The 18,374-nt window shown below is 61.9% G+C and carries 17 protein-coding genes and 1 pseudogene; 10 read left to right on the top strand and 8 right to left on the bottom strand.

Annotated elements, in window-relative coordinates; genetic code table 11:
* Positions 1 to 14: 14 nt before the first annotated feature.
* On the bottom strand, positions 15 to 737 hold the full coding sequence (locus tag B0G69_RS22760) for an IS3 family transposase (RefSeq protein WP_199731320.1): 723 nt from the start codon (positions 735 to 737) through the stop codon (positions 15 to 17).
* A 208-nt stretch (positions 738 to 945) separates the two neighbouring features.
* Positions 946 to 2,250, bottom strand: a complete 1,305-nt coding sequence (locus B0G69_RS22765) for an acyltransferase (RefSeq protein WP_121321227.1) — start codon at positions 2,248 to 2,250, stop codon at positions 946 to 948.
* A 99-nt stretch (positions 2,251 to 2,349) separates the two neighbouring features.
* Here B0G69_RS22765 and B0G69_RS22770 point away from each other — a divergent pair.
* Positions 2,350 to 2,750, top strand: a pseudogene (locus tag B0G69_RS22770) (transposase).
* A 444-nt stretch (positions 2,751 to 3,194) separates the two neighbouring features.
* Here B0G69_RS22770 and B0G69_RS22775 read toward each other — a convergent pair.
* The gene (locus B0G69_RS22775) at positions 3,195 to 3,383 is read right to left on the bottom strand and encodes a hypothetical protein (protein ID WP_121321229.1); all 189 of its coding nucleotides are present in this window, start codon (positions 3,381 to 3,383) and stop codon (positions 3,195 to 3,197) included.
* A gap of 425 nt (positions 3,384 to 3,808) precedes the next feature.
* Here B0G69_RS22775 and B0G69_RS22780 point away from each other — a divergent pair, with 425 nt between their 5' ends.
* Positions 3,809 to 4,258 carry an ester cyclase gene (locus B0G69_RS22780; RefSeq protein WP_121321231.1) on the top strand — a complete coding sequence of 150 codons (450 nt, stop codon included), beginning with the start codon at positions 3,809 to 3,811 and terminating at the stop codon, positions 4,256 to 4,258.
* Between the two features lie 253 nt (positions 4,259 to 4,511).
* Positions 4,512 to 4,970 (top strand): hypothetical protein, encoded by a 459-nt coding sequence (locus B0G69_RS41080; RefSeq protein WP_158608967.1) that lies wholly within the window; start codon positions 4,512 to 4,514, stop codon positions 4,968 to 4,970.
* A gap of 206 nt (positions 4,971 to 5,176) precedes the next feature.
* On the opposite strand, the gene B0G69_RS22790 is transcribed toward B0G69_RS41080, so the two are convergent.
* From B0G69_RS22790 to B0G69_RS42010, 3 genes are all read right to left on the bottom strand, one after another.
* A complete protein-coding gene (locus tag B0G69_RS22790) occupies positions 5,177 to 5,560 on the bottom strand; it encodes a hypothetical protein (RefSeq protein ID WP_121321235.1) in 384 nt (127 codons plus the stop codon).
* Between the two features lie 157 nt (positions 5,561 to 5,717).
* Positions 5,718 to 6,365: a glutathione S-transferase family protein gene (locus tag B0G69_RS22795; protein WP_121321236.1), complete on the bottom strand. Its 648-nt coding sequence runs from the start codon at positions 6,363 to 6,365 to the stop codon at positions 5,718 to 5,720.
* A gap of 300 nt (positions 6,366 to 6,665) precedes the next feature.
* Positions 6,666 to 6,968 (bottom strand): VF_A0006 family four-cysteine protein, encoded by a 303-nt coding sequence (locus B0G69_RS42010; RefSeq protein ID WP_121321238.1) that lies wholly within the window; start codon positions 6,966 to 6,968, stop codon positions 6,666 to 6,668.
* A 556-nt stretch (positions 6,969 to 7,524) separates the two neighbouring features.
* Here B0G69_RS42010 and B0G69_RS22805 point away from each other — a divergent pair.
* From B0G69_RS22805 to B0G69_RS22830, 6 genes are all read left to right on the top strand, one after another.
* The gene (locus B0G69_RS22805; protein WP_121321240.1) at positions 7,525 to 8,928 is read left to right on the top strand and encodes a GH1 family beta-glucosidase; all 1,404 of its coding nucleotides are present in this window, start codon (positions 7,525 to 7,527) and stop codon (positions 8,926 to 8,928) included.
* Between the two features lie 75 nt (positions 8,929 to 9,003).
* Complete coding sequence (locus tag B0G69_RS22810) at positions 9,004 to 10,242, top strand: ABC transporter substrate-binding protein (RefSeq protein WP_121321242.1); 1,239 nt, start codon at positions 9,004 to 9,006, stop codon at positions 10,240 to 10,242.
* Positions 10,243 to 10,252: 10 nt separating this feature from the next.
* Positions 10,253 to 11,212 (top strand): sugar ABC transporter permease, encoded by a 960-nt coding sequence (locus tag B0G69_RS22815; protein ID WP_121321244.1) that lies wholly within the window; start codon positions 10,253 to 10,255, stop codon positions 11,210 to 11,212.
* Entirely contained in the window at positions 11,212 to 12,126 is a 915-nt protein-coding gene (locus tag B0G69_RS22820; RefSeq protein WP_121321246.1) for a carbohydrate ABC transporter permease, read from the top strand. Before B0G69_RS22815 ends, B0G69_RS22820 begins: the two co-directional genes overlap by 1 nt.
* Positions 12,127 to 12,135: 9 nt before the next feature.
* The gene (locus B0G69_RS22825; RefSeq protein ID WP_241991438.1) at positions 12,136 to 13,341 is read left to right on the top strand and encodes an ABC transporter ATP-binding protein; all 1,206 of its coding nucleotides are present in this window, start codon (positions 12,136 to 12,138) and stop codon (positions 13,339 to 13,341) included.
* A gap of 48 nt (positions 13,342 to 13,389) precedes the next feature.
* Positions 13,390 to 14,442, top strand: a complete 1,053-nt coding sequence (locus tag B0G69_RS22830; RefSeq protein ID WP_121321248.1) for a substrate-binding domain-containing protein — start codon at positions 13,390 to 13,392, stop codon at positions 14,440 to 14,442.
* A gap of 128 nt (positions 14,443 to 14,570) precedes the next feature.
* Here B0G69_RS22830 and B0G69_RS22835 read toward each other — a convergent pair whose 3' ends face one another.
* Positions 14,571 to 15,428, bottom strand: coding sequence for a PA4780 family RIO1-like protein kinase (locus B0G69_RS22835; RefSeq protein ID WP_121321250.1), 858 nt, complete (start codon positions 15,426 to 15,428; stop codon positions 14,571 to 14,573).
* Between the two features lie 834 nt (positions 15,429 to 16,262).
* Here B0G69_RS22835 and B0G69_RS22840 point away from each other — a divergent pair.
* Positions 16,263 to 17,975 carry a SulP family inorganic anion transporter gene (locus B0G69_RS22840; RefSeq protein WP_121321252.1) on the top strand — a complete coding sequence of 571 codons (1,713 nt, stop codon included), beginning with the start codon at positions 16,263 to 16,265 and terminating at the stop codon, positions 17,973 to 17,975.
* Positions 17,976 to 17,992: 17 nt separating this feature from the next.
* Here the strand turns inward: B0G69_RS22840 and B0G69_RS22845 are convergent, their stop codons facing one another.
* Positions 17,993 to 18,352 (bottom strand): hypothetical protein, encoded by a 360-nt coding sequence (locus B0G69_RS22845; RefSeq protein ID WP_121321254.1) that lies wholly within the window; start codon positions 18,350 to 18,352, stop codon positions 17,993 to 17,995.
* Positions 18,353 to 18,374 lie beyond the last annotated feature (22 nt).

The raw sequence follows: 18,374 nt of genomic DNA on the forward strand, positions 1-18,374 counted from the left end.
TGATTTTGTAGTGGTCAAGCTATTTCGGACAGGCTGATAGGTTCTTTTACTGTCAGTTTCGCCCCGTAGGCAACGGGCGACAGATAGCCCAAAGTCGAATGCAGGCGTACGGCGTTGTAGAAACCGACGATGTACTGGTTGATGTCGCGTCGTGCTTCATCGTGGTTGGCGTATTGACACTGCCACAAGCGTTCCATCTTCAGGTTCAGGAAGAACCGCTCCATCACCGAATTATCCCAACAATTTCCTTTACGGCTCATGCTGCAAACCACGTGATGCTGCTTTAGCAAGGCCTGGTATTCATCGCTCCCGTACGGGGTTGCCTCGGTCCGAATGCAGGACCAGTCCCGGCGCTGGCCATGGCGCTGCTGCAGCGCCACGGCCAGCGCCGACATGACCAGTCCGGCCGGCATGGTGGGCGCCATGGACCAGCCGACCACCTTGCGTGAGTACAGGTCCAGTGCAATCGCCAGATACAACCAGCCCTGTGCCGTGCGGATATCCGTGATGTCCGAAACCCAGGCGCGATTGGGCTCGGCCACATCAAACTGCCGGTCGAGCACGTTCGCGGCTACAGGTAACGTATGCCTGCTGTCGGTCGTCGAGCCCGGCAACCGCTCCAGGGAGCTGATAACCCTGATCCTCGGCGAGCCCGACGCGATGGAGGCTGGCGCCGCTACGCAGCGCCAGCCTCCATCGCAAAACAACCCGGAGGTGAAGACTACGTCGAGTAACATCCTTCCGTGAGGCAACACGCCGGCCAAAATGATTGTCGCCCCCCCAGACGGACACTCGAACGGCGGCTCCGCAACCGGGCAGCGGACGCCCACCTATCAACCAAGGGATCGCTTCGGTCACGGAACCGCCCGGCGGCAATGCCATTGCGATTACTGCGGGCTACGGTTGCGATAGCGGCATTCCCCAAGTTGAGCCGTTCGCAAGTCCTCATGTTTTGGAGGTTGTGTGATCCGGCTTGGCGCCGAGCACGACCCCTTGCCACGTGCTTGGATCGGAAGGCGAGGGCATTTTTCGTGGCAACGGTGGACCCCACCGACGCGTCAACATGCGACGCAAGGGCTCCCTAAGAGGCGCGATAACCTTTTCCTGGAAAAGGACCGACGCGAAGAGAATCATGACGAGATAGGCCGGATAGGCCGAAAAATGCAGCGGCACTATTCTGGCCGCGTCTTTGCATAAATGAAATCGATGAAAGCAGGACAGAAGCGGGTACGGAATTCCCAACGCCTTCTGAACTTTCAGAAATAAAGTAAAAAGCGGTATTTGCAGAGCGAAGATAGACAAAGAAGCGTTTCCGAGACGCCTGGCCCATCCGGCAGCACGCAGTGAGGCACCTTGTAGCACGCTGGCGGAAACGAATATCAACGCGATTTGCGCCGGCAAAATCGCACCGTTATGGAGGAGGACCTTCCAGGATTGCGGACCATCCGCGAACAGATAAGCGGCGCCGATGTAAAATGCTGCCAGCGTGAGTATCACGATGCGCCGGTGGCGTGCGACGAATCCCGTGATCTGCTCAGCGTGTCCGGCGAATATGCCGTATGCGAGAATGCCCGCCAGAAATTCCGGAAGACGTAGCAGCGGATTAGTATGGAGCGTCCCTATCGTCCACGCTCCATACCACCCGTTCGCGACAGTGATTATCGCCGGGAGAAGGCAGGCAGCCCACATCGCGATCAGCATCGTCCACTTGCGACGCATAGAGATCAAGCGGGGGGCGAGTATCGGAAAGAACAAATAGAAGAAAAGCAGCGTCGAAAATGACCACGCCGGAATGTTGAATGCCAGATAAAAAGGATTCCATGCCTGAAGTAACAGAACTTGCAAAACTGAATTGACCGCGACTTCCGCGGTGCTCATGGTGTGCATTATCGCAGGTGCAGAATCAACCACAGACACGTAAACGTCATATGGGCGAGAAGTCACAGCCATCACTGCAATTGCCAGCAGTAACGTAATAATGTGTATAGGATAAAGATTGGTGAATCGATTGATAAAAAATCTCGATGGTGAAATCTTTATGTTTTCACCGCCTGTCGTTCCAACGTAAACGTGCGACAGAATGAATCCGGATAAGATAAAAAAGATACTGGTCGCGCAACCACCGAGCCTAAACACTTGACCCAGCGGCATCGCGTCGGCCTCCGCGTAGTAAGGGAGCGTGTGGTACAGGACCAGATAGCATGCAAGCAAAAAACGCAGGACGTCCAGGCCGGGAATCATCTTCTTCATTTTTCTTCCTTTCGCCCCAGAGCCTGTTGACAATCAGCAACGAGGGAGCCGTTAACTTGTGAAGAATTCTGTTTACATCCTGTCTTTTGCGGGGACAGGATGCCAAGGCCGATGCTCAACGATGACCAATACGAACGGATCGCACCATTGCTGCCCGGCAAGGCCACGGATCCGGGTCGAACGGCGGCAGACAATCGACTGTTTGTCGAGGCCGTGCCGTGGATGGCGCGTACCGGCAGCCCATGGCGCGATCTACCGCCCGATTTCGGAGCGTGGAACAGTGTGTATAAACGCTTTGCCAGACACGCCATCATCCCCGGTCGCGCCAATCGTCTTGAACAACGCCCGTGGACGAGCATCTGTATGCCTCACGAAATTAGGTCGAACGTTTCTTCTGCCGCATCAAACAATTCCGCCGCGTTGCCGCCCGTTACGACAAGCTCTCCCAACGCTTCTCGTCCTTCGTTGCGCTCGCCGCGGCATTCATCTGGATTTGCTGATTGTCAACAGCATCTAGCGGGCTAATGTGTTGGTTTCGCAACCGCCCGCGCCCCTTGCATTTTCTTGACGAAATATTTTTTATTGAAAGCTTGGCGCGACACGATGGCATTACAAGATTATGTTGTTCTTAAATTCGCGATATGTACGGTGCCTCACACTTTGTCGCATCACAACCGCAACTTCGCAGCTACTGGCTCAACTTCCCGGTTGTGGCTTTCGACGACCACACGATTGCGAGTTCGCTAACTGAAAAGATGCCGCCGTTGAGGTGACGTAGGCTGCCAACGGCCGAAGTGGGTCCAGCTTGTGTGAAAACGCACGCTGATCGCCTAAACTGAGCCGGCGACTGGTTCCCGTCGGCCCTTCCAGGTCGTTCAGAAGTTCGTGCCTTACTGTCCGTTCTCACGCAGGCATGAGACGCGTACCGGCGACTCGTCGGCTCCTCACTCCTTCACAGAAAACTCGCCAGCGTCGCCTGTCTGCTGAGAAAGAAACGCTGTTTCGACAGGCTCGATAACAGCGGTGAGACCGGTCGCCAGCCCGGCATGGTGTTCGAACAAGGCTTTGAGTTCAGGGCGCAGTCCATCGCCGCGTTGGGCTGCGAGCGCATGAAGCGAGAGAAAGGGCAACACTGTCGGACTCCAGTCAATGAAGGACGGGCACGCTCTGCGCGAACACCGAATTGGCGACCGGACACCCGCGAGATACATGTGATTCGCGCACCGTTCTTCGGCCGTCGGCCTCGTCTACTGTGCGGTCGCATGAACCGCACATGGCAGCGAGTCGGTGCCGGCACTCCGATTCTTGCTATCCAATTGCTGTGAACGCAGAGGATACCTAACGCAAACGGCTATGCCGTCGTGTCGTACTCGCTTGCTCCGGTGTGATGCACTACCGCCGAAACGGCACGTCACCCTCGTTGCCATCGACCGCGCGTTGGTTTATCGAGTATTCCAGCAAGAAACGGGGGGCGGCGTAATGCTTGCGCCGATATTGTTCATGCAGAGGGAAGCGATTGCGTTTCCCTCTCTCACCCACTGTCAACGAGGAATTCACCATGTCCAGGGAAGATGACAACAAGGCCGTCGTGGGCCGCTGGTTTACTGATTTCTGGGGCAAGACATGCAACCTCGACATCGTCGATGAGCTTGCTGCTCCTGACATGCTGCTTCAATACTCGCTGCACGAACCGCGCCGTGGCCGCGAGGACATCAAGGCATTCATGACCGATTTCCGCGAAGCGTTCCCGGACCTCAATTTCTGGGGCGCCGCTGATCTCATCGCCGAGGGAGAATACGTCGTTGGCCGCTGGGAAGGTGGTGGCACACATACCGGTCCGGCATTCAGCGATTTCCTCATGGGATCGTTGCCGGCTGCGACGGGTCGGACAATGCGCTTCACCGGCACGACCGTGCTACGGCTCAAAGACGGCAAAATAGTCGAAGAGATCGGGCTGGACGATGGCTTGACGGCGCTGCAACAACTGGGACTCGTCAAGGCAGCGTGATCGAAGTCGCGGGGCTCGCGCAGTCTTCAGGCAACGCGGAGCGCATCCAACGTCCCAGCAGGCCGGGTACACCCCGGCCTGCTCTGTGGACATGGCGCTAGCCGCAGACGCAACGTGACGCCGATTTTCCGCGACACGCAAACGCCACAGAAAGCGTGGGTGCGTGTAGATTAGGAGTCTTGCAGTTTGCGACCCGCGAGTGTCTTCGAGTCGGTCGCCATCGGAGTCTGTCCTGAATTGCACAGGAGCCGGCATGAACACGAAGCACAGCAAGAAGGGTCATCTCGAAGCCGCGGCGTCACATCACGAGCAGGCCGCGCGACATCACCGCGAGGCGGCGCGTCATTTCGAGGACGGGCGGGATTTTGCCCACGCCGCACATCAGGCGATGATGGCCCACGGCCACACGTTGCATGCGATCGATCAGGCTCACGACGCGGGCGCGCACAACGCCAATGCGCCCGCGATAGCGCCGCCGTCGAGCGGCACGAGCGTCAGTGCCGCGGACGTGGCAAAACATCATGCGGCGGCCGTGGAGCTTCACACGCAGGCGGCGCAGCATATGCGCCACGCCGTCAAGCTCTTCGATCAGGATCGTAGCGCGGTCTCTCACGACGCACAGCTAGCGCTCTCCCTTGCATTGCGCGCCTTGTCCCATGGCAACGAAGCGGCCAGGCTATTTGTCAAGCTTTCTGTTAGTGGTGCTTCGTGAGTTAAGGTGGGTCGATTCGAGCCACTCACGTTGCCTCGCAGAGGTGCGGAATTCGTTTCTGCCGCTTTTCGGAGCGCGCGGAAAGCTGAATCGCTTCTGCACGGCATGCGCACCGTACAGCACGACCGTGTCGCGCCGATCTACGGTGACGGGCCGTGAAGATCCGCGCGTTCATCACTACGGTGCATGAAACGCCCAACTCGAGACTAGGCTTTTCGCTCCAGCAAGTCGGCTGCCTTGGACTTCGCATGCGCGACGGCCTCTTGCGCGTCGAGGAATACACCGAGCTGCTCCCAGTGCTCTTCGGCCGCGTAAACGCCTTTCATACTAAGTGCCCTTTGAACGCGCAATTGCGCTGCGTACTTGCCGTCTTCCAATGGCCGGGCAGTCGCTATGACCTTATGCGGAAGGTCGGATCTTTCTGGCTGAATCAACTCGACAGGACCGCCAGGTATGCCGATATTTTTCAACTCGTTCCTGGCTTTGCAGTCCGGGCAGTAGAAGTACCACCTCTCGTCCTCGTGGGTGGATCTGACTTGCCCACGCGCCAGCACGGCACGACATTCAACGTTTTCGCAGATGAACGGCATAGCAGTTTCCGGAGTTGTTTGAAAGAAATCCTAGCATGTCCGTCGACGGCCAACCATTAGCATGTTGCCGTGCCCGAGACTAAGGAAAACCCTCAAGCGCGAGTCGTCGAGCTCGTGTCGCGCGGCTGCGGCGTCGCCATGACGAACGCCCCGTGAGTCATTTCGCTTCCGCTCTGAGCGGGGGCAGTTCAGGCGCGTCGAGCCCTGCGAAGGGATCTCGCCAGGCGGGGATCTCCATGAGCCGCGCATGCCAGGCTTCGACGCGCGAGAAATCGGCGAGCGGCAGGCCGGCGAGTTGGGCGAACGGGAGTACGCAGGCGACGCGAAAATCGGCGTAGGTGGGTTCGCGGCCGACGAGCCAATCCCTGTGCGCGAGATGCTGTTCCAGAATCACGGCCGACGACGCGAACTGGCTCATGCCCGCCTCGACGAGCTCGTGCCTGATCGGACCGAGGCCATAACGCTGCTTGGGAACTCGTTCGAAATGAACCTGATCGCAGGCGCGCACGAAATTCCAGTAGCCCCAGCTGATCCAGCGGATGAGATCCGGCATGGCGTCGCCTGTCGGCCAGAAGTCGGACCCGGCGAGGCGAGAGAGTCGGCAGGCGATCGCGTCCGCTTCCCACAGCGACGTTTCCCCCTCGACCAGAATGGGAAGACATTGGTTTGGATTGAGCTTGAAAAACTTCTCGCTCTCGCCCGGCGAAAAGGGGGAAGCGAATTCAAACTCGACCGGTGAGTTCAGATAGCGCGCCACGGCAACGGCGAGGCGCGGATTGTAGTTGCGGCTGAAATAGAGCTTCATTGGGCGGTTATTCATGAGGGATCGGTTCGACCTCTTGTTTTTTGAATGCCTGCTCGAAGACTAGTGACGATTCTACGCGCGCCAATGAAAAGGACCAGCGGGACCCTGCGCGGTTGTTCGCCGTTCGGCCTTGACTGCGTTTGCGCGAAAAACAAGGGCGGCTATTTTTGTCATGACCGGGGTGCGCCTATTGAGAATCGGCAAGCTTTCGATTTTTTTGCCGCCGTTCATATCCCAATCGTGCGTGACCAATGCGCTCGTCGCGTAGATGGGTCGGCTTACTGAGTAACGAACTAACGCTCACATCTGATTCTGGCGCTGGCATGCTCGCAGGATCTGTTGAATCGCCAATTGGCTTCTCACAGTCTGCAAATTCTCCAGGACGCACACGTGATACGACCTTTCCCGAGGCAATAACAGCGCGCCGTTTCTGTAAAGCGCTTCGCACGAGCGTCTGATCGCGTTTGCCGCTACGCTGCTTTGACTATCTCTCAGCGATTGCAGGATGCATTGATCGTAGTCTGGATTGCCGATGCCTTGCGCCAGGACCGGGAGCGGCGAGGCGAGCGTGAGCGAGACAAGCAGAGAGGTGAGGGTGCGCATGGATTCTGGGCGACACGCAGCGACGAGACGTCAATCGTATCATGTTGCACCTCGATGCTCTTGATGCAATGGCCGGCTGAAACCGGTTCAAAACCGAGTGGCAGGATCATGCAGGCGATATGAAAAAATGCGGGAACAAGCGCAAGCACTGTCGTCTCACATCACCGCTTTATGCAATGCGATTGAATCGGTAGTTCTCGAACTTTCTGCATTTGAAATGCTTTTGATCGAGACCACAATGCGGCCAGTTTTTTTGCCGTTGCGCGAGTAGTCAGAGCCATCAGCCTGAACCCAAAACCATGGAGCCAGAGGCGGTTCCCATCGAACCGTAAGCCATGCACAGCGTGCACCGCCCGAGTTCAGACGCGTGTGAACAGGCTTCGGACTCACATGAACCCAAACGCCACGACCGCTCCAGACAAACCCTGATTGCTGCAGTGAATCCGCCACTGCTATCGTTCGCTGGTCACTGTGGAAGCGCTTCCACCCAAGCATTTACATGGGTCGAAGGACAGCTCCGCCAACCCGGTTCAACGACCTCAGCGCTGGAGAATCCATGGCAAACGACACATCCGCAGTACTGGATCCGGTCTCCCCCCCTTCGCTCGCCGATCCTTTCACGCCGCCCGCGGACTCGTCGCTGTGGCGCAAGAACTTCCTGCTCGGCGCGGCCACCGCGGCGTATCAGATTGAAGGCGCGATCCATGAAGACGGCCGCCTGCCGTCGATCTGGGACACCTTCTCGGCGACGCCCGGCAAGGTGCTGGCCGGCGACACCGGCGCCGTGGCCTGCGATCACTACCATCGCTGGGAAGCGGACGTCGATCTGCTGGCGGGGCTCGGCCTCGAAGGCTACCGGCTGTCGATCGCATGGCCGCGCGTGATGGACGCGGCGGGCGCGCCGAATCGCAAGGGCATCGACTTCTATAAGCGCCTGCTCGCGCGGCTGAAAGAGAAGGGCATCACGACCTTCGTCACGCTGTATCACTGGGACTTGCCGCAGCATCTGGAAGATCGCGGCGGCTGGCTCAATCGCGACACCGCGTACCGTTTCGCCGACTACGCCGACCTGATGAGCCGCGAACTGGCCGGCTCGGTCGACGCATGGGGAACCCTCAACGAGCCGTGGTGCTCCGCGTATCTCGGCTACGGCAACGGCCATCATGCACCGGGCCTCGCCAACGGCCGCTTCGCGACGCAGGCGATGCATCATCTGCTGCTCGCGCACGGTCTCGCCGTGCCGGTGCTGCGGGCCAACGATCCGCGCTCGCAAAAGGGCATCGTCGCCAACATCGGCCGCGGCACGGCCAATAGCGATAGCGCTGCCGACCAGCGCGCCGCGCATCTGTTCGAAGTCCAGCACAACGCGTGGGTTCTCGACCCGCTGCTCAAGGGCGAATATCCGCAGGACCTGTTCGAATTGTGGCCGGGCACGGAACCGCTCGTGCTCGACGGCGACATGAAAACGATTTCCGCGCCACTCGACTTCCTCGGCATCAACTATTATTTCCGCACGAACGTCGCGGGCGACGGCGCGCACGGTTTCAAGGAAGTGCCGCTCGAAGGCGTGGAGCGCACGCAGATGGGCTGGGAGGTGCACCCCGACGGTTTGCGCGACCTGCTGACCGGTTTCAAGGGCACTTACGCCAACCTGCCGCCGATCTACATCACGGAAAACGGCATGGCCTCGGACGATCAGGTGAGCGATGGCAAGGTGGACGACAGCCAGCGCATCTCGTTCCTGAAGCGCCATCTCGCCGCGGTCGACGAGGCGATCAAGGCGGGTGTGGAGATTCGCGGCTATTTCCTTTGGTCGCTGATGGACAACTTCGAGTGGGCGTTCGGCTACGAGCGGCGCTTCGGCATCGTGCATGTCGATTACGCGACGCAGAAGCGCACGCTCAAATGCAGCGCGGAGCTGGTCGCGAAGTTTTTGAAGGAGCGGGGAGCAAGGACGTAACGATTGACGGAGCAGCAGATAAAGCTGGTTGGCATGTCGACTTGAAACACGGGCGCAAAGCCTGGAGGAGACGGAATGAACAGCAAAAAAATGGTCTTGCGAGGCGTGGTTGCGGCACTGGCGTTGTATGGCGTCGTCGCGCAGGCGGAGCCTCTGAAGGCCAACGTGATTCACTGGTGGACCTCGGGCGGCGAATCGGCCGCGATTCGCCAGTTCGCCGATGCGTATAACAAGGCCGGCGGCCAGTGGGTCGACAACGCAGTCGCGGGCGCCGATCAGGCGCGCTCCACGGCGATCAACCGGATCGTCGGCGGCGATCCACCCACGGCCGCGCAATTCAATACGTCCAAGCAGTTTCACGACCTGATCGATCAGGGCCTGCTGAACAACGTCGACGATGTCGCCGCGAAGGAGAACTGGAACACCGTGTTCCCGTCGTCGATCCTCGACAGCATCAAGGTGAAGGGCCATTACTATGCGGCGCCCGTCGACATCCACATGCCGGCGTGGTTCTTCTACTCGAAGCCGGTGTTCCAGAAGGCCGGCATCACCGCCGAGCCGAAGAGCTATGACGAGTTCATCGCCGATCTCGGCAAGCTGAAGGCCGCGGGCGTGATTCCGCTCGCGTTCGGCGGCCAGCCGTGGCAGGAAAAGATCACGTTCGACGCGGTGCTCGCGGATGTGGGCGGTCCCGATCTTTACTTGAAGGTGTATCGCGATCGCGACCAGAAGGCGGTGAATTCGGATGCGTTCAAGAAGGTGCTGGCGTCGTTCAAGCGTCTGCACGATTTCGTCGATCCGGGCTCGCCCAACCGCAACTGGAACGACGCGACCGCGCTCGTGATTTCCGGCAAGGCGGGGGTGCAGATCATGGGCGACTGGGCCAAGGGCGAATTCTCGGCGGCCAATCAGAGCGCGGGCAAGGACTTCGGCTGCTTCCCCGGCTTCGGTCCGCATTCGCCGTATCTGGTCGCGGGCGACGTGTTCGTGTTCCCGAAGACGGACAACCCTTCCGCGATCAAGGCGCAGAATCTGCTCGCCACGGTGATGACCTCGCCATCCGCGCAGGTCGCGTTCAGCGCGAAGAAGGGCTCGATTCCGATTCGTCCCGATGTGGATGCCGCGAGTCTCGACATCTGCGCGAAGGAGGGCATTGCGATCATGAAGGATAAGTCGCGGCAGTTGCCGAATCCGGAAATGCTGCTCTCGCCCGACACGCAGGGTGCGCTGATCGACGTCGTCACCAACTTCTGGAACAAGAACCAGTCGGTCGACGACGCGCAGAAAGCGTTTGCCAGCGCGTTGAAGAGCTAGGCGGGCGGCGATGCACGCGCTCAAGCTGCCGGCCACCGGCTCCGGCGACCGGCCCCGCAACGGGCCTCGCCGCAAGCCGCGTCACAAGCCGCTGAAGAAGCGGTTTTCCATCGCGGCGTGGCTCGCGCTGCTGCCGATGATCCTGACCGTCGTGTTCGCGTATCTGGGCACGATGGTCTGGACCGCGCGTGTGTCGCTCAGCAATTCGCGCACGTTTCCTTCCGATACCTTCGTGGGCTTCACGCAATACGTGCGGCTTTTTCATAACGACCGCTGGCTGCAGTCGTTACAGAACATCGTGATCTATGGCGTGTGCTTCATCGTCGCGTGCATGGTGATCGGGTTGCTGCTGGCGATCTTCATCGATCAGCGCGTGGTCGCGGAAGGCGCGTTGCGCACGGTGTTTCTCTATCCGTACGCGATGTCGTTCGTCGCGACCGGGCTCGTGTGGCAATGGATTCTCAATCCGGAGCTCGGCGCGCAGGCCGTGCTGCACAAGCTCGGCTTCGCGCACGCACGGTTTGACTGGATCGTCGATCAGCACTGGGTGATCTACACGATCGTCATCGCGACGGTGTGGCAGGCCTCGGGTCTGGTGATGGCGCTGCTGCTCGCGGGCTTGCGCGGCATCGACGACGAACTGTGGAAAGCCGCGCGCATCGACGGCATTCCGCGCTGGCGCGTCTATGCGAGCATCGTCGTGCCGATGCTCGGGCCGTCGATCTCCACTGCGTTCGTGCTGCTGTTCGTGATGGTCGTCAAGCTCTACGATGCGGTGGTCGCGATGACCCAGGGCGGCCCCGGCACTGCGAGCGAAGTGCCGGCCAAGTTCATCATGGACTATCTGTTCGGGCGCGCCAATATCGGTCTCGCGTCGGCCGCTTCGATCGTCTTGCTGGCGACGGTGCTCGCGATTCTCGCGCCGTTCTTCTATGCCCGCAGCCGCGCGGCGCTGCGCAAGGAGGTGTGATGAACACGCTCAGTCCGCCGCTGAAAAGCGGCACGCCGAGCCGCGCGCACAAACGGCGGCGCACGGCATTCACGCCCGCGCGTCTTGGCGTCTACGCGTTTCTGCTGAGCGCGGCGCTGTTCTTCCTGCTGCCGCTCTACGTGATGCTCGTGACCTCGGTCAAGCCGATGAGCGAGATCCGGCTCGGCAATCTGCTGGCGTTCCCCGCGCATTTCACCCTCGACGCATGGAGCGCCGCGTGGCAGTCCGCGTGTACCGGGCTCGATTGCAACGGCATCCGGGTCGGCTTCTGGAACTCGGTGCGCATCGTCGTGCCGAGCACGGTGCTGTCGATCGCGATCGGCGCGGTGAACGGCTATGCGCTGTCGTTCTGGCGGCCGCGCGGCGCGGGCCTGCTGTTCGGCGTGCTGCTGATGGGCGCGTTCATTCCGGTGCAGGTGATGGTCTATCCGCTCGTGCGCGTGCTGGCGAGCGTGCATCTGTTCAGCTCGCTGCCGGGCATCGTCGTGATTCACACGATCTTCGGCATGCCGGTGATGACGCTGCTGTTCCGCAACTACTACGTGTCGATTCCGCAGGAGCTGTTCAAGGCGGCGCGCATCGACGGCGGCGGCTTCTGGCGCATCTTCGTACAACTGATGCTGCCGATGTCCACGCCGATCATCGTGGTCGCGGTCATCATGCAGGTGACGGGCATCTGGAACGACTTCATTCTCGGGCTCGTGTTCGCGGGCACCAAAAACCTGCCGATGACGGTGCAGTTGAACAACATCATCAATACGACGACCGGCGAGCGCCTCTATAACGTCAACATGGCGGCGACCATTCTGACGTCGATGGTGCCGCTCGCGGTCTACTTCATTTCGGGTCGCTGGTTCGTGCGCGGCATTGCGTCGGGCGCGGTCAAGGGATAGGGCAAGGGCATGACAAACGCGGCTGTTGTGAGCAATGCGGTCGGCAATGCGCTGGGCAATCCGTTGGGGAATGCGGCAACCGGCGCGGGCGCCGACGCGGCAAGCGTGCCCGGCGTCGCGGACGCGGCGGGCCTCACGAACCCGGCCAACGTCGCGGTGCGCAATCTGACCATTCGCCTCGGCGCGAACACCGTGATCGAGAATCTTGATCTCGACGTGCGCGCCGGCGAGTTCGTCGTGCTGCTCGGCCCCTCGGGCTGCGGCAAATCCACCTTGCTGCATAGCATTGCCGGGCTGATCGACGTGAGCGACGGCAGCATCGAGATCGCGGGCGTTGACATGACCTGGGCCGATCCGAAGGACCGCCGCATCGCGCTGGTGTTCCAGTCGTATGCGCTGTATCCGACCATGAGCGTCGAGCGCAATCTGTCGTTCGCGCTGCGCATCAACGGCACGCCGAAGGCGGAGATCGCGCGGCGCGTGGCGCGCGCCTCCGAGATGCTGCAACTCGGCCCGCTGCTCAAGCGCAAACCGGCGCAACTATCGGGCGGGCAACGCCAGCGCGTGGCGATCGGCCGCGCGATCGTGCGTGAAGCCGACGTGTTTCTGTTCGACGAACCGCTGTCGAATCTCGACGCGAAACTGCGCACCGAACTGCGCCGCGAACTCAAGCAACTGCATCAGCGCCTCGGGGCGACGATGATCTACGTGACGCACGATCAGGTCGAAGCGATGACGCTTGCCACCCGCATGGCGGTCATGCGCGGCGGCGTGATCCAGCAGTTCGGCACGCCCGCCGAAGTCTACGCGCGCCCCGACAATCTGTTCGTCGCGACCTTCCTCGGCTCGCCCGCGATGAATCTGCTCAAGGGCACGCTGGCGTCGCGCGAAGGCTCGATCGAGTTTTGCACCGCGCACTGGCGGCTCGACGTGTCGGCCTATGCGTTCAAAAGCGCGCCGCCGCAAGGGCAGCCATGCGTGCTCGGCGTGCGCGCCGAAGACGTGCGGGTGGGCGAGGCGCTCCCCGAGCGTGCAAAAGTTTCGCTGGTGGAGCCGATGGGCAACCACCGGGTCATCTGGCTCGACTATCATGGCGAGCAGATCGCATCGATCGACCAGAGCAAGACGCCGCTCGCGCTTGGAGACAGCGTGGCGTTCTCGTTCGACGCCGCGCATGTCTCGCTGTTCGACGACGCAGGCGGCGCTCGGTTGTAGCGCTGGCCAAGGTGTCGTTGGAATCAACATGGTTTGACGGAGAACCGCGTGGCTACTCTCAAGGATGTCGCGGCACTGGCCGGCGTGGGCATGTCGACTGCGTCGCGCGCCATTTCCGGTAAAGGGCCGATCTCGGCCGATGCCGCCGCTCGCGTGCAGGCGGCAATCGAGGCGCTGAACTTCCGTCCGTCGTCGATCGGCCGCGCGATGGCGACGCAGTCGCTCGGCATGATCGGCATTTTCGTGCCGACCTTCTTCGGCTCTTACTACGGCACGATTCTCAAGCAGACCGATGCCGAACTGCGCGCGGTGCACCGTCACGTGGTAGTGGCGACCGGCTGCGGGGAAGTGTCGCCGCGCGAGCAGGCGATCGAGGCGGTGCGCTTTCTGATCGGCCGCGATTGCGACGGCGTGGTGGTGATCAGCCACGATCTGCACGACGACGACCTGAACATGCTGCATCGCATGCACCCGAAAATGGTGTTCCTCAACCGGGCATTCGAGCAATTGCCGGAGGCGTCGTTTTGCGCCGATCACCGGCGCGGCGGCGAACTGGCCGCGCGCACGCTGCTCGATTACGGACACCGCGACATCGCGGTGATTTCGGGGCCGTTCAGCGCGTCGGACAACCAGGCGCGGCTCGAAGGCTTCTTCGCCGAACTGGCGCGTAGCGGCATCACGCGCGACGACGTCACGCTGATCGAATCGGACTTCTCGCCGGAGGGCGGCTACGCGGCCACACAGAAAGTGCTCGATTCGAAGCGGCGCGTGACGGGCCTCTTTTGCGCGAACGACACCATGGCGGTGAGCGCGCTCGCGCGCCTGCACCAGGCGGGCATTGCCGTGCCGGACGACATGTCGGTGATCGGCTACGACGACGATTATTCGGCCGCTTACGCCGCGCCCGGGCTGACGTCGGTGCACATCCCGACCGCGGAGCTGACGCAGAACGCGGTGCGCTGGCTCGTCAACCAGTGCTACCGGACCACATGGGAGATTTTCCGCGAGTTTCCGGTGAGCGTGACGATGCGGGAATCGGTGGGGCCGGTGGCGGGGGCGGCGGCTTCGGCGAAGGCGGGGCGGGCGGACCGCGTTTCGTAGCGTGTTTGCCTCGTGGGGCCGTTCATGTGCGGCTCATGGGCACTTCGGGGCGCTTCGGGACGCTTCAGGCACGCTTCACGTTGCCGCCCTGAAGCGGCCTCGTGCACGGCTGAAGCGGCATGCTCGCCTCACGTCCCGCTGCGCAGCGACTCTTCGTAGCGCAGCCGCGCTTCTTCATCGAGCCGCGTATCTTCGAGTTCCTGCAGCACGGCTTCCAGATCGACCGGCGTGGTGTCCTGTTCGACATGACCGGTCAATGTCGTATCGACGTGCAAGGCGCCCGCTTCGTACAGCGCCCAGATTTCCTTGCCGTAGCCGGCGTCGAGCAGCGCCGGCGCGAAACGGCCGAAATACGCGGCGAGATTGTCGACATCGCGTTCGAGCATCGCGGGCGCTTCGAGATTGCCCGCGGCATTCACCGCTTGCGGCAGGTCGATGATCACCGGGCCGTCGGCGGCCAGCAGGATGTTGTACTCGGACAGGTCGCCGTGGATCATGCCGGCGCACAGCATCCGCACCACTTCCTTGAGCAGCTGCGCGTGCAATTCGAGTGCGCGTGCTTCGCTCAGATCCACGTCGTTCAGACGCGGCGCGACGTTGCCGTCGGCATCCGTTACCAGCTCCATCAGGAGGACGCCGTCGGTGCAGATGAAGGGCTGCGGCACGCGCACGCCCGCATTCGCGAGTTGGAACAGTGCGTCGACTTCGGCGTTCTGCCACGCCTGTTCCTGCACTTCGCGGCCGTAGCGGCTGCCTTTTTCCATCGCGCGCTGCTCACGGCTGTTCTTGACCTTGCGGCCTTCGCGATAGGACGCGGCCTGGCGGAAACTGCGCTGTTTCGCGTCCTTATAAACCTTCGCGCAACGCGTGGAATCGCCGCTGCGCACCACGTAGACGGTGGCTTCCTTGCCGCTCATCAACTGCGAGATGACTTCGTCGATCAGGCCTTCTTCGACCAGCGGGAGTAGACGTTTTGGGGTTTTCATGCGACCGCCCGGGTGCGGAGGGCGGTGCGGCGGCGCAGGGCGGGCGCCTGCGAGGGCGTGTGCGGGGGGATTCGGATCATGCCGGATTATAAGGCAGAGCGACGATGCGGCCGGATGAACGGGTGCCACGCGGCAAGCGGCGTTCGTGCGGGCGGGTTCGAGGCCGAGGCCGCCGGCCCGCACGTTGCCTCATCTCGTGCCTGGCGAGGCGAACGTCGAGAACGTCAGCCGCGGGTCGTAGCGGTGGGTGCGGTCCCGGCGAATCCCTGGAAGCGCTCATCTAATCGCCGCCAGGAGACTGCCGGTGCGGCCGCCGATCTGGCGAGCCGTTCTAAAGCCGCAATGTCCTCTAGCTGTACAAAATCATCGTTTTTCCGACGTTTTTTGCCTGCTTCACCGCCTTCTCACATTTCCCCGCTTCGGGCTTTGTCAAAAATAATAGTAATTCTTGGCAACAGTGCTTTTCAGTTTCCCTTATTCAATTTCCGTACAGATCGCTTAAACTCACCAGTAACAAAATGTTACGGGGTGTGTGATGTTGGCCGTCGTTCTGCTCGTCTGTCCAATCGGCATCGTCGCGCTGTTCGGTTTTGCGCGGCATGTGGATCCGCAGACAGGTCATTTCAAGCGTTGATTCCTTGCAGTTGCCGAAGCGGGTGCACTGGCAGCAGTCTTGCCAGACGATGCCTGTTTGCGGGCCGTCTGCTTCCGGTTCTTCCGCTGATTCGCTCCGGCTCTTTCTCGAGCCGGCGATCTCCTGCCCATCAGGTCTTGCTTTCGCGTGCCGAGTCGCGGCACGATGCGCGATAACCTAAGTGTGGGGCGGCATCGCGTATGCGAGATTTTCTGGCGAATATCACCGCGCGCGTCGGCGTGCTGAAGGGCGTGCTTCCTTTGAGCCGTGCCGCGGCGGCGCGCGATGCGCTGGCCGGCGTGCAACTCGCGTCGATGGATATTCCGCAGGTGCTCGGCTACGCGCGCATTGCCGGCATGCCCGCCGTTACCGGGCTTTACACCGTCTTTCTGCCGCTCGTCGCGTTTGCTTTTTTCGGCGCGTCGCGGCACCTGGTCGTGGCCGCCGATTCCGCCACCGCGACGATCTTCGCAAGCCGTCTCTCTACGATGGCGCCCACGGGGAGCGCCGACTACGCGTCGCTCGCCGCGATGGTCGCGTTGCTCACCGCCGCATTGTTGCTGATCGCGCGGATTTTCAAACTGGGCTTTCTCGCCGATTTCCTGTCGCGCACCGTGCTGGTGGGATTTCTCGCCGGGGTCGGCGTGCAGGTCGGCATCGCGATGCTGGGCGACATGCTCGGCGTGCCGGGGCACGCGGCGCGCAGTATCGATCAACTGATGCTCCTCGTGCGCGAGGCGGCGCGTATCGATCCGCCGACGCTCGCCATTTCGCTGCTGGTGGTCGCCGCGATTCTGGCGTGCAAGCGCTTCCTGCCGCGCCTGCCGGTGCCGTTGATCGCCGTGGTGGCGGGTATTGCGGCAAGCGATCACTACGGTTTCGCGGCGCGCGGCATCGCCGTGCTCGGGCCCGTGGCGGGCGGCCTGCCGCCGCTGCGCCTGCCGTCGGTGACGTGGCAGCAGCTGCTCGATCTGGTGCCGGTCGCGGCCTCCTGCTTTGTGATGATCGTCGCGCAAAGCGCAGCCGCGAGCCGCGTGTTCGCCGAGCGCTATCACGAGTCCGTCGACACCAACGCCGATCTGCTCGGGATCGCCGCGGCCAACGCGGCGGCGGCGGTGTCGGGTGCGTTCGTGGTCAACGGCAGTCCGACGCAGACCGCGATGGCCGATCGCGCCGGCACGCGCAGCCAGTTCGCGCAGCTCGCGTTTGCGGCGGTAGTGGTCGTGGTGCTGCTTTTTTTCAGCCGCTATCTGCAATATCTGCCGCACTGCATTCTTGCCAGCATCGTGTTGACGATCGCGATCGGCCTGATCGATCTGAAGACGCTGTTCGCGATTCGCCGCGAAAGCCCCGGCGAATTTGCGCTGGCCGTGTTCACCGCGGCGGCGGTGGTGCTGATCGGCGTCGAGCACGGCATCCTCGTGGCGGTGGCGCTATCGCTGCTGCGTCACGTGCGGCACAGCTACCGTCCGCACGCGATGATCCTCGCGCCCGGCGACGACGACATGTGGGTGCCGGTGCCGGCCATGCCCGGCATCCAGACCGCGCCGGGGTTGATCGTCTATCGCTTCGGCGCCGACCTGTTTTACGCGAACGATCATTTCTTCGTCGACGATACCCGCCGCCTGATCGACGGGGCGCCGAACCTGGTGCGCTCGTTCGTGATCGACGCGAGCGCGATCACCGACCTCGACTATTCGGCGGCGCGTTCGGTGGGCGAGTTGTGCGTGGCGCTCAAGCGCGGCGGCATCGAAGTGATCTTCGCGCGCGTGGACCGCTATCTGCGCTCGGACATGGACCGGCATGGCATCACGCCGCTCGTCGAGGCGCGCTGTATCTTCGCCACGCTGCATGAAGCGCTGCGCGCGGCGGGCGTCGAGAGACCGGACGCGCAGTTGAAGCCCGAGTCGTAGCGAAGGGGGGGCGAGCGTTAGCGCAGAGGTGCGTCGTCGTCGAAAAAATAGCCGATGAAAACGCAGGCGCCGGCGGCCGCGAGGCCCAGTACCGCCACGGTTGCGGCGAGCGCTCTGCCGTGCCACAGGCCGTCGAACCATTGATGAAGCTGCGCCATCAGCACCGCCGCATTGCCGCCGATGCGCTGCAATTCGATCTGATAGCGCGGATCGACGGCGCTGTAGCGCGCGAGCGCGTCGTCGGGCGGGGCGGCGCTCGCATAGATCAGCGCCGCCGCGATCCATGCGCCGAACAGCACGGCCGCGCCCGCCCGATACCACCGTTTTTGCCAAGGCGTGCGTCGTGCCGCCGGGTTCATCCTGTTGCTGCCGCTCATCGTGTTCACTGGTCCGCGTCGG

The sequence above is a fragment of the Paraburkholderia sp. RAU2J genome (assembly GCF_003634845.1).
Lineage (GTDB): Bacteria > Pseudomonadota > Gammaproteobacteria > Burkholderiales > Burkholderiaceae > Paraburkholderia > Paraburkholderia fynbosensis.

Bases quoted from the DNA above. Each gene is read 5' to 3' on its own strand.
- B0G69_RS22760 (WP_199731320.1), bottom strand. From the start codon at position 737: ATGTTACTCGACGTAGTCTTCACCTCCGGGTTGTTTTGCGATGGAGGC.
- B0G69_RS22765 (WP_121321227.1), bottom strand. From the start codon at position 2,250: ATGAAGAAGATGATTCCCGGCCTGGACGTCCTGCGTTTTTTGCTTGCA.
- B0G69_RS22780 (WP_121321231.1), top strand. From the start codon at position 3,809: ATGTCCAGGGAAGATGACAACAAGGCCGTCGTGGGCCGCTGGTTTACT.
- B0G69_RS41080 (WP_158608967.1), top strand. From the start codon at position 4,512: ATGAACACGAAGCACAGCAAGAAGGGTCATCTCGAAGCCGCGGCGTCA.
- B0G69_RS22790 (WP_121321235.1), bottom strand. From the start codon at position 5,560: ATGCCGTTCATCTGCGAAAACGTTGAATGTCGTGCCGTGCTGGCGCGT.
- B0G69_RS22795 (WP_121321236.1), bottom strand. From the start codon at position 6,365: ATGAAGCTCTATTTCAGCCGCAACTACAATCCGCGCCTCGCCGTTGCC.
- B0G69_RS42010 (WP_121321238.1), bottom strand. From the start codon at position 6,968: ATGCGCACCCTCACCTCTCTGCTTGTCTCGCTCACGCTCGCCTCGCCG.
- B0G69_RS22805 (WP_121321240.1), top strand. From the start codon at position 7,525: ATGGCAAACGACACATCCGCAGTACTGGATCCGGTCTCCCCCCCTTCG.
- B0G69_RS22810 (WP_121321242.1), top strand. From the start codon at position 9,004: ATGAACAGCAAAAAAATGGTCTTGCGAGGCGTGGTTGCGGCACTGGCG.
- B0G69_RS22815 (WP_121321244.1), top strand. From the start codon at position 10,253: ATGCACGCGCTCAAGCTGCCGGCCACCGGCTCCGGCGACCGGCCCCGC.
- B0G69_RS22820 (WP_121321246.1), top strand. From the start codon at position 11,212: ATGAACACGCTCAGTCCGCCGCTGAAAAGCGGCACGCCGAGCCGCGCG.
- B0G69_RS22825 (WP_241991438.1), top strand. From the start codon at position 12,136: ATGACAAACGCGGCTGTTGTGAGCAATGCGGTCGGCAATGCGCTGGGC.
- B0G69_RS22835 (WP_121321250.1), bottom strand. From the start codon at position 15,428: ATGAAAACCCCAAAACGTCTACTCCCGCTGGTCGAAGAAGGCCTGATC.
- B0G69_RS22840 (WP_121321252.1), top strand. From the start codon at position 16,263: ATGCGAGATTTTCTGGCGAATATCACCGCGCGCGTCGGCGTGCTGAAG.
- B0G69_RS22845 (WP_121321254.1), bottom strand. From the start codon at position 18,352: ATGAGCGGCAGCAACAGGATGAACCCGGCGGCACGACGCACGCCTTGG.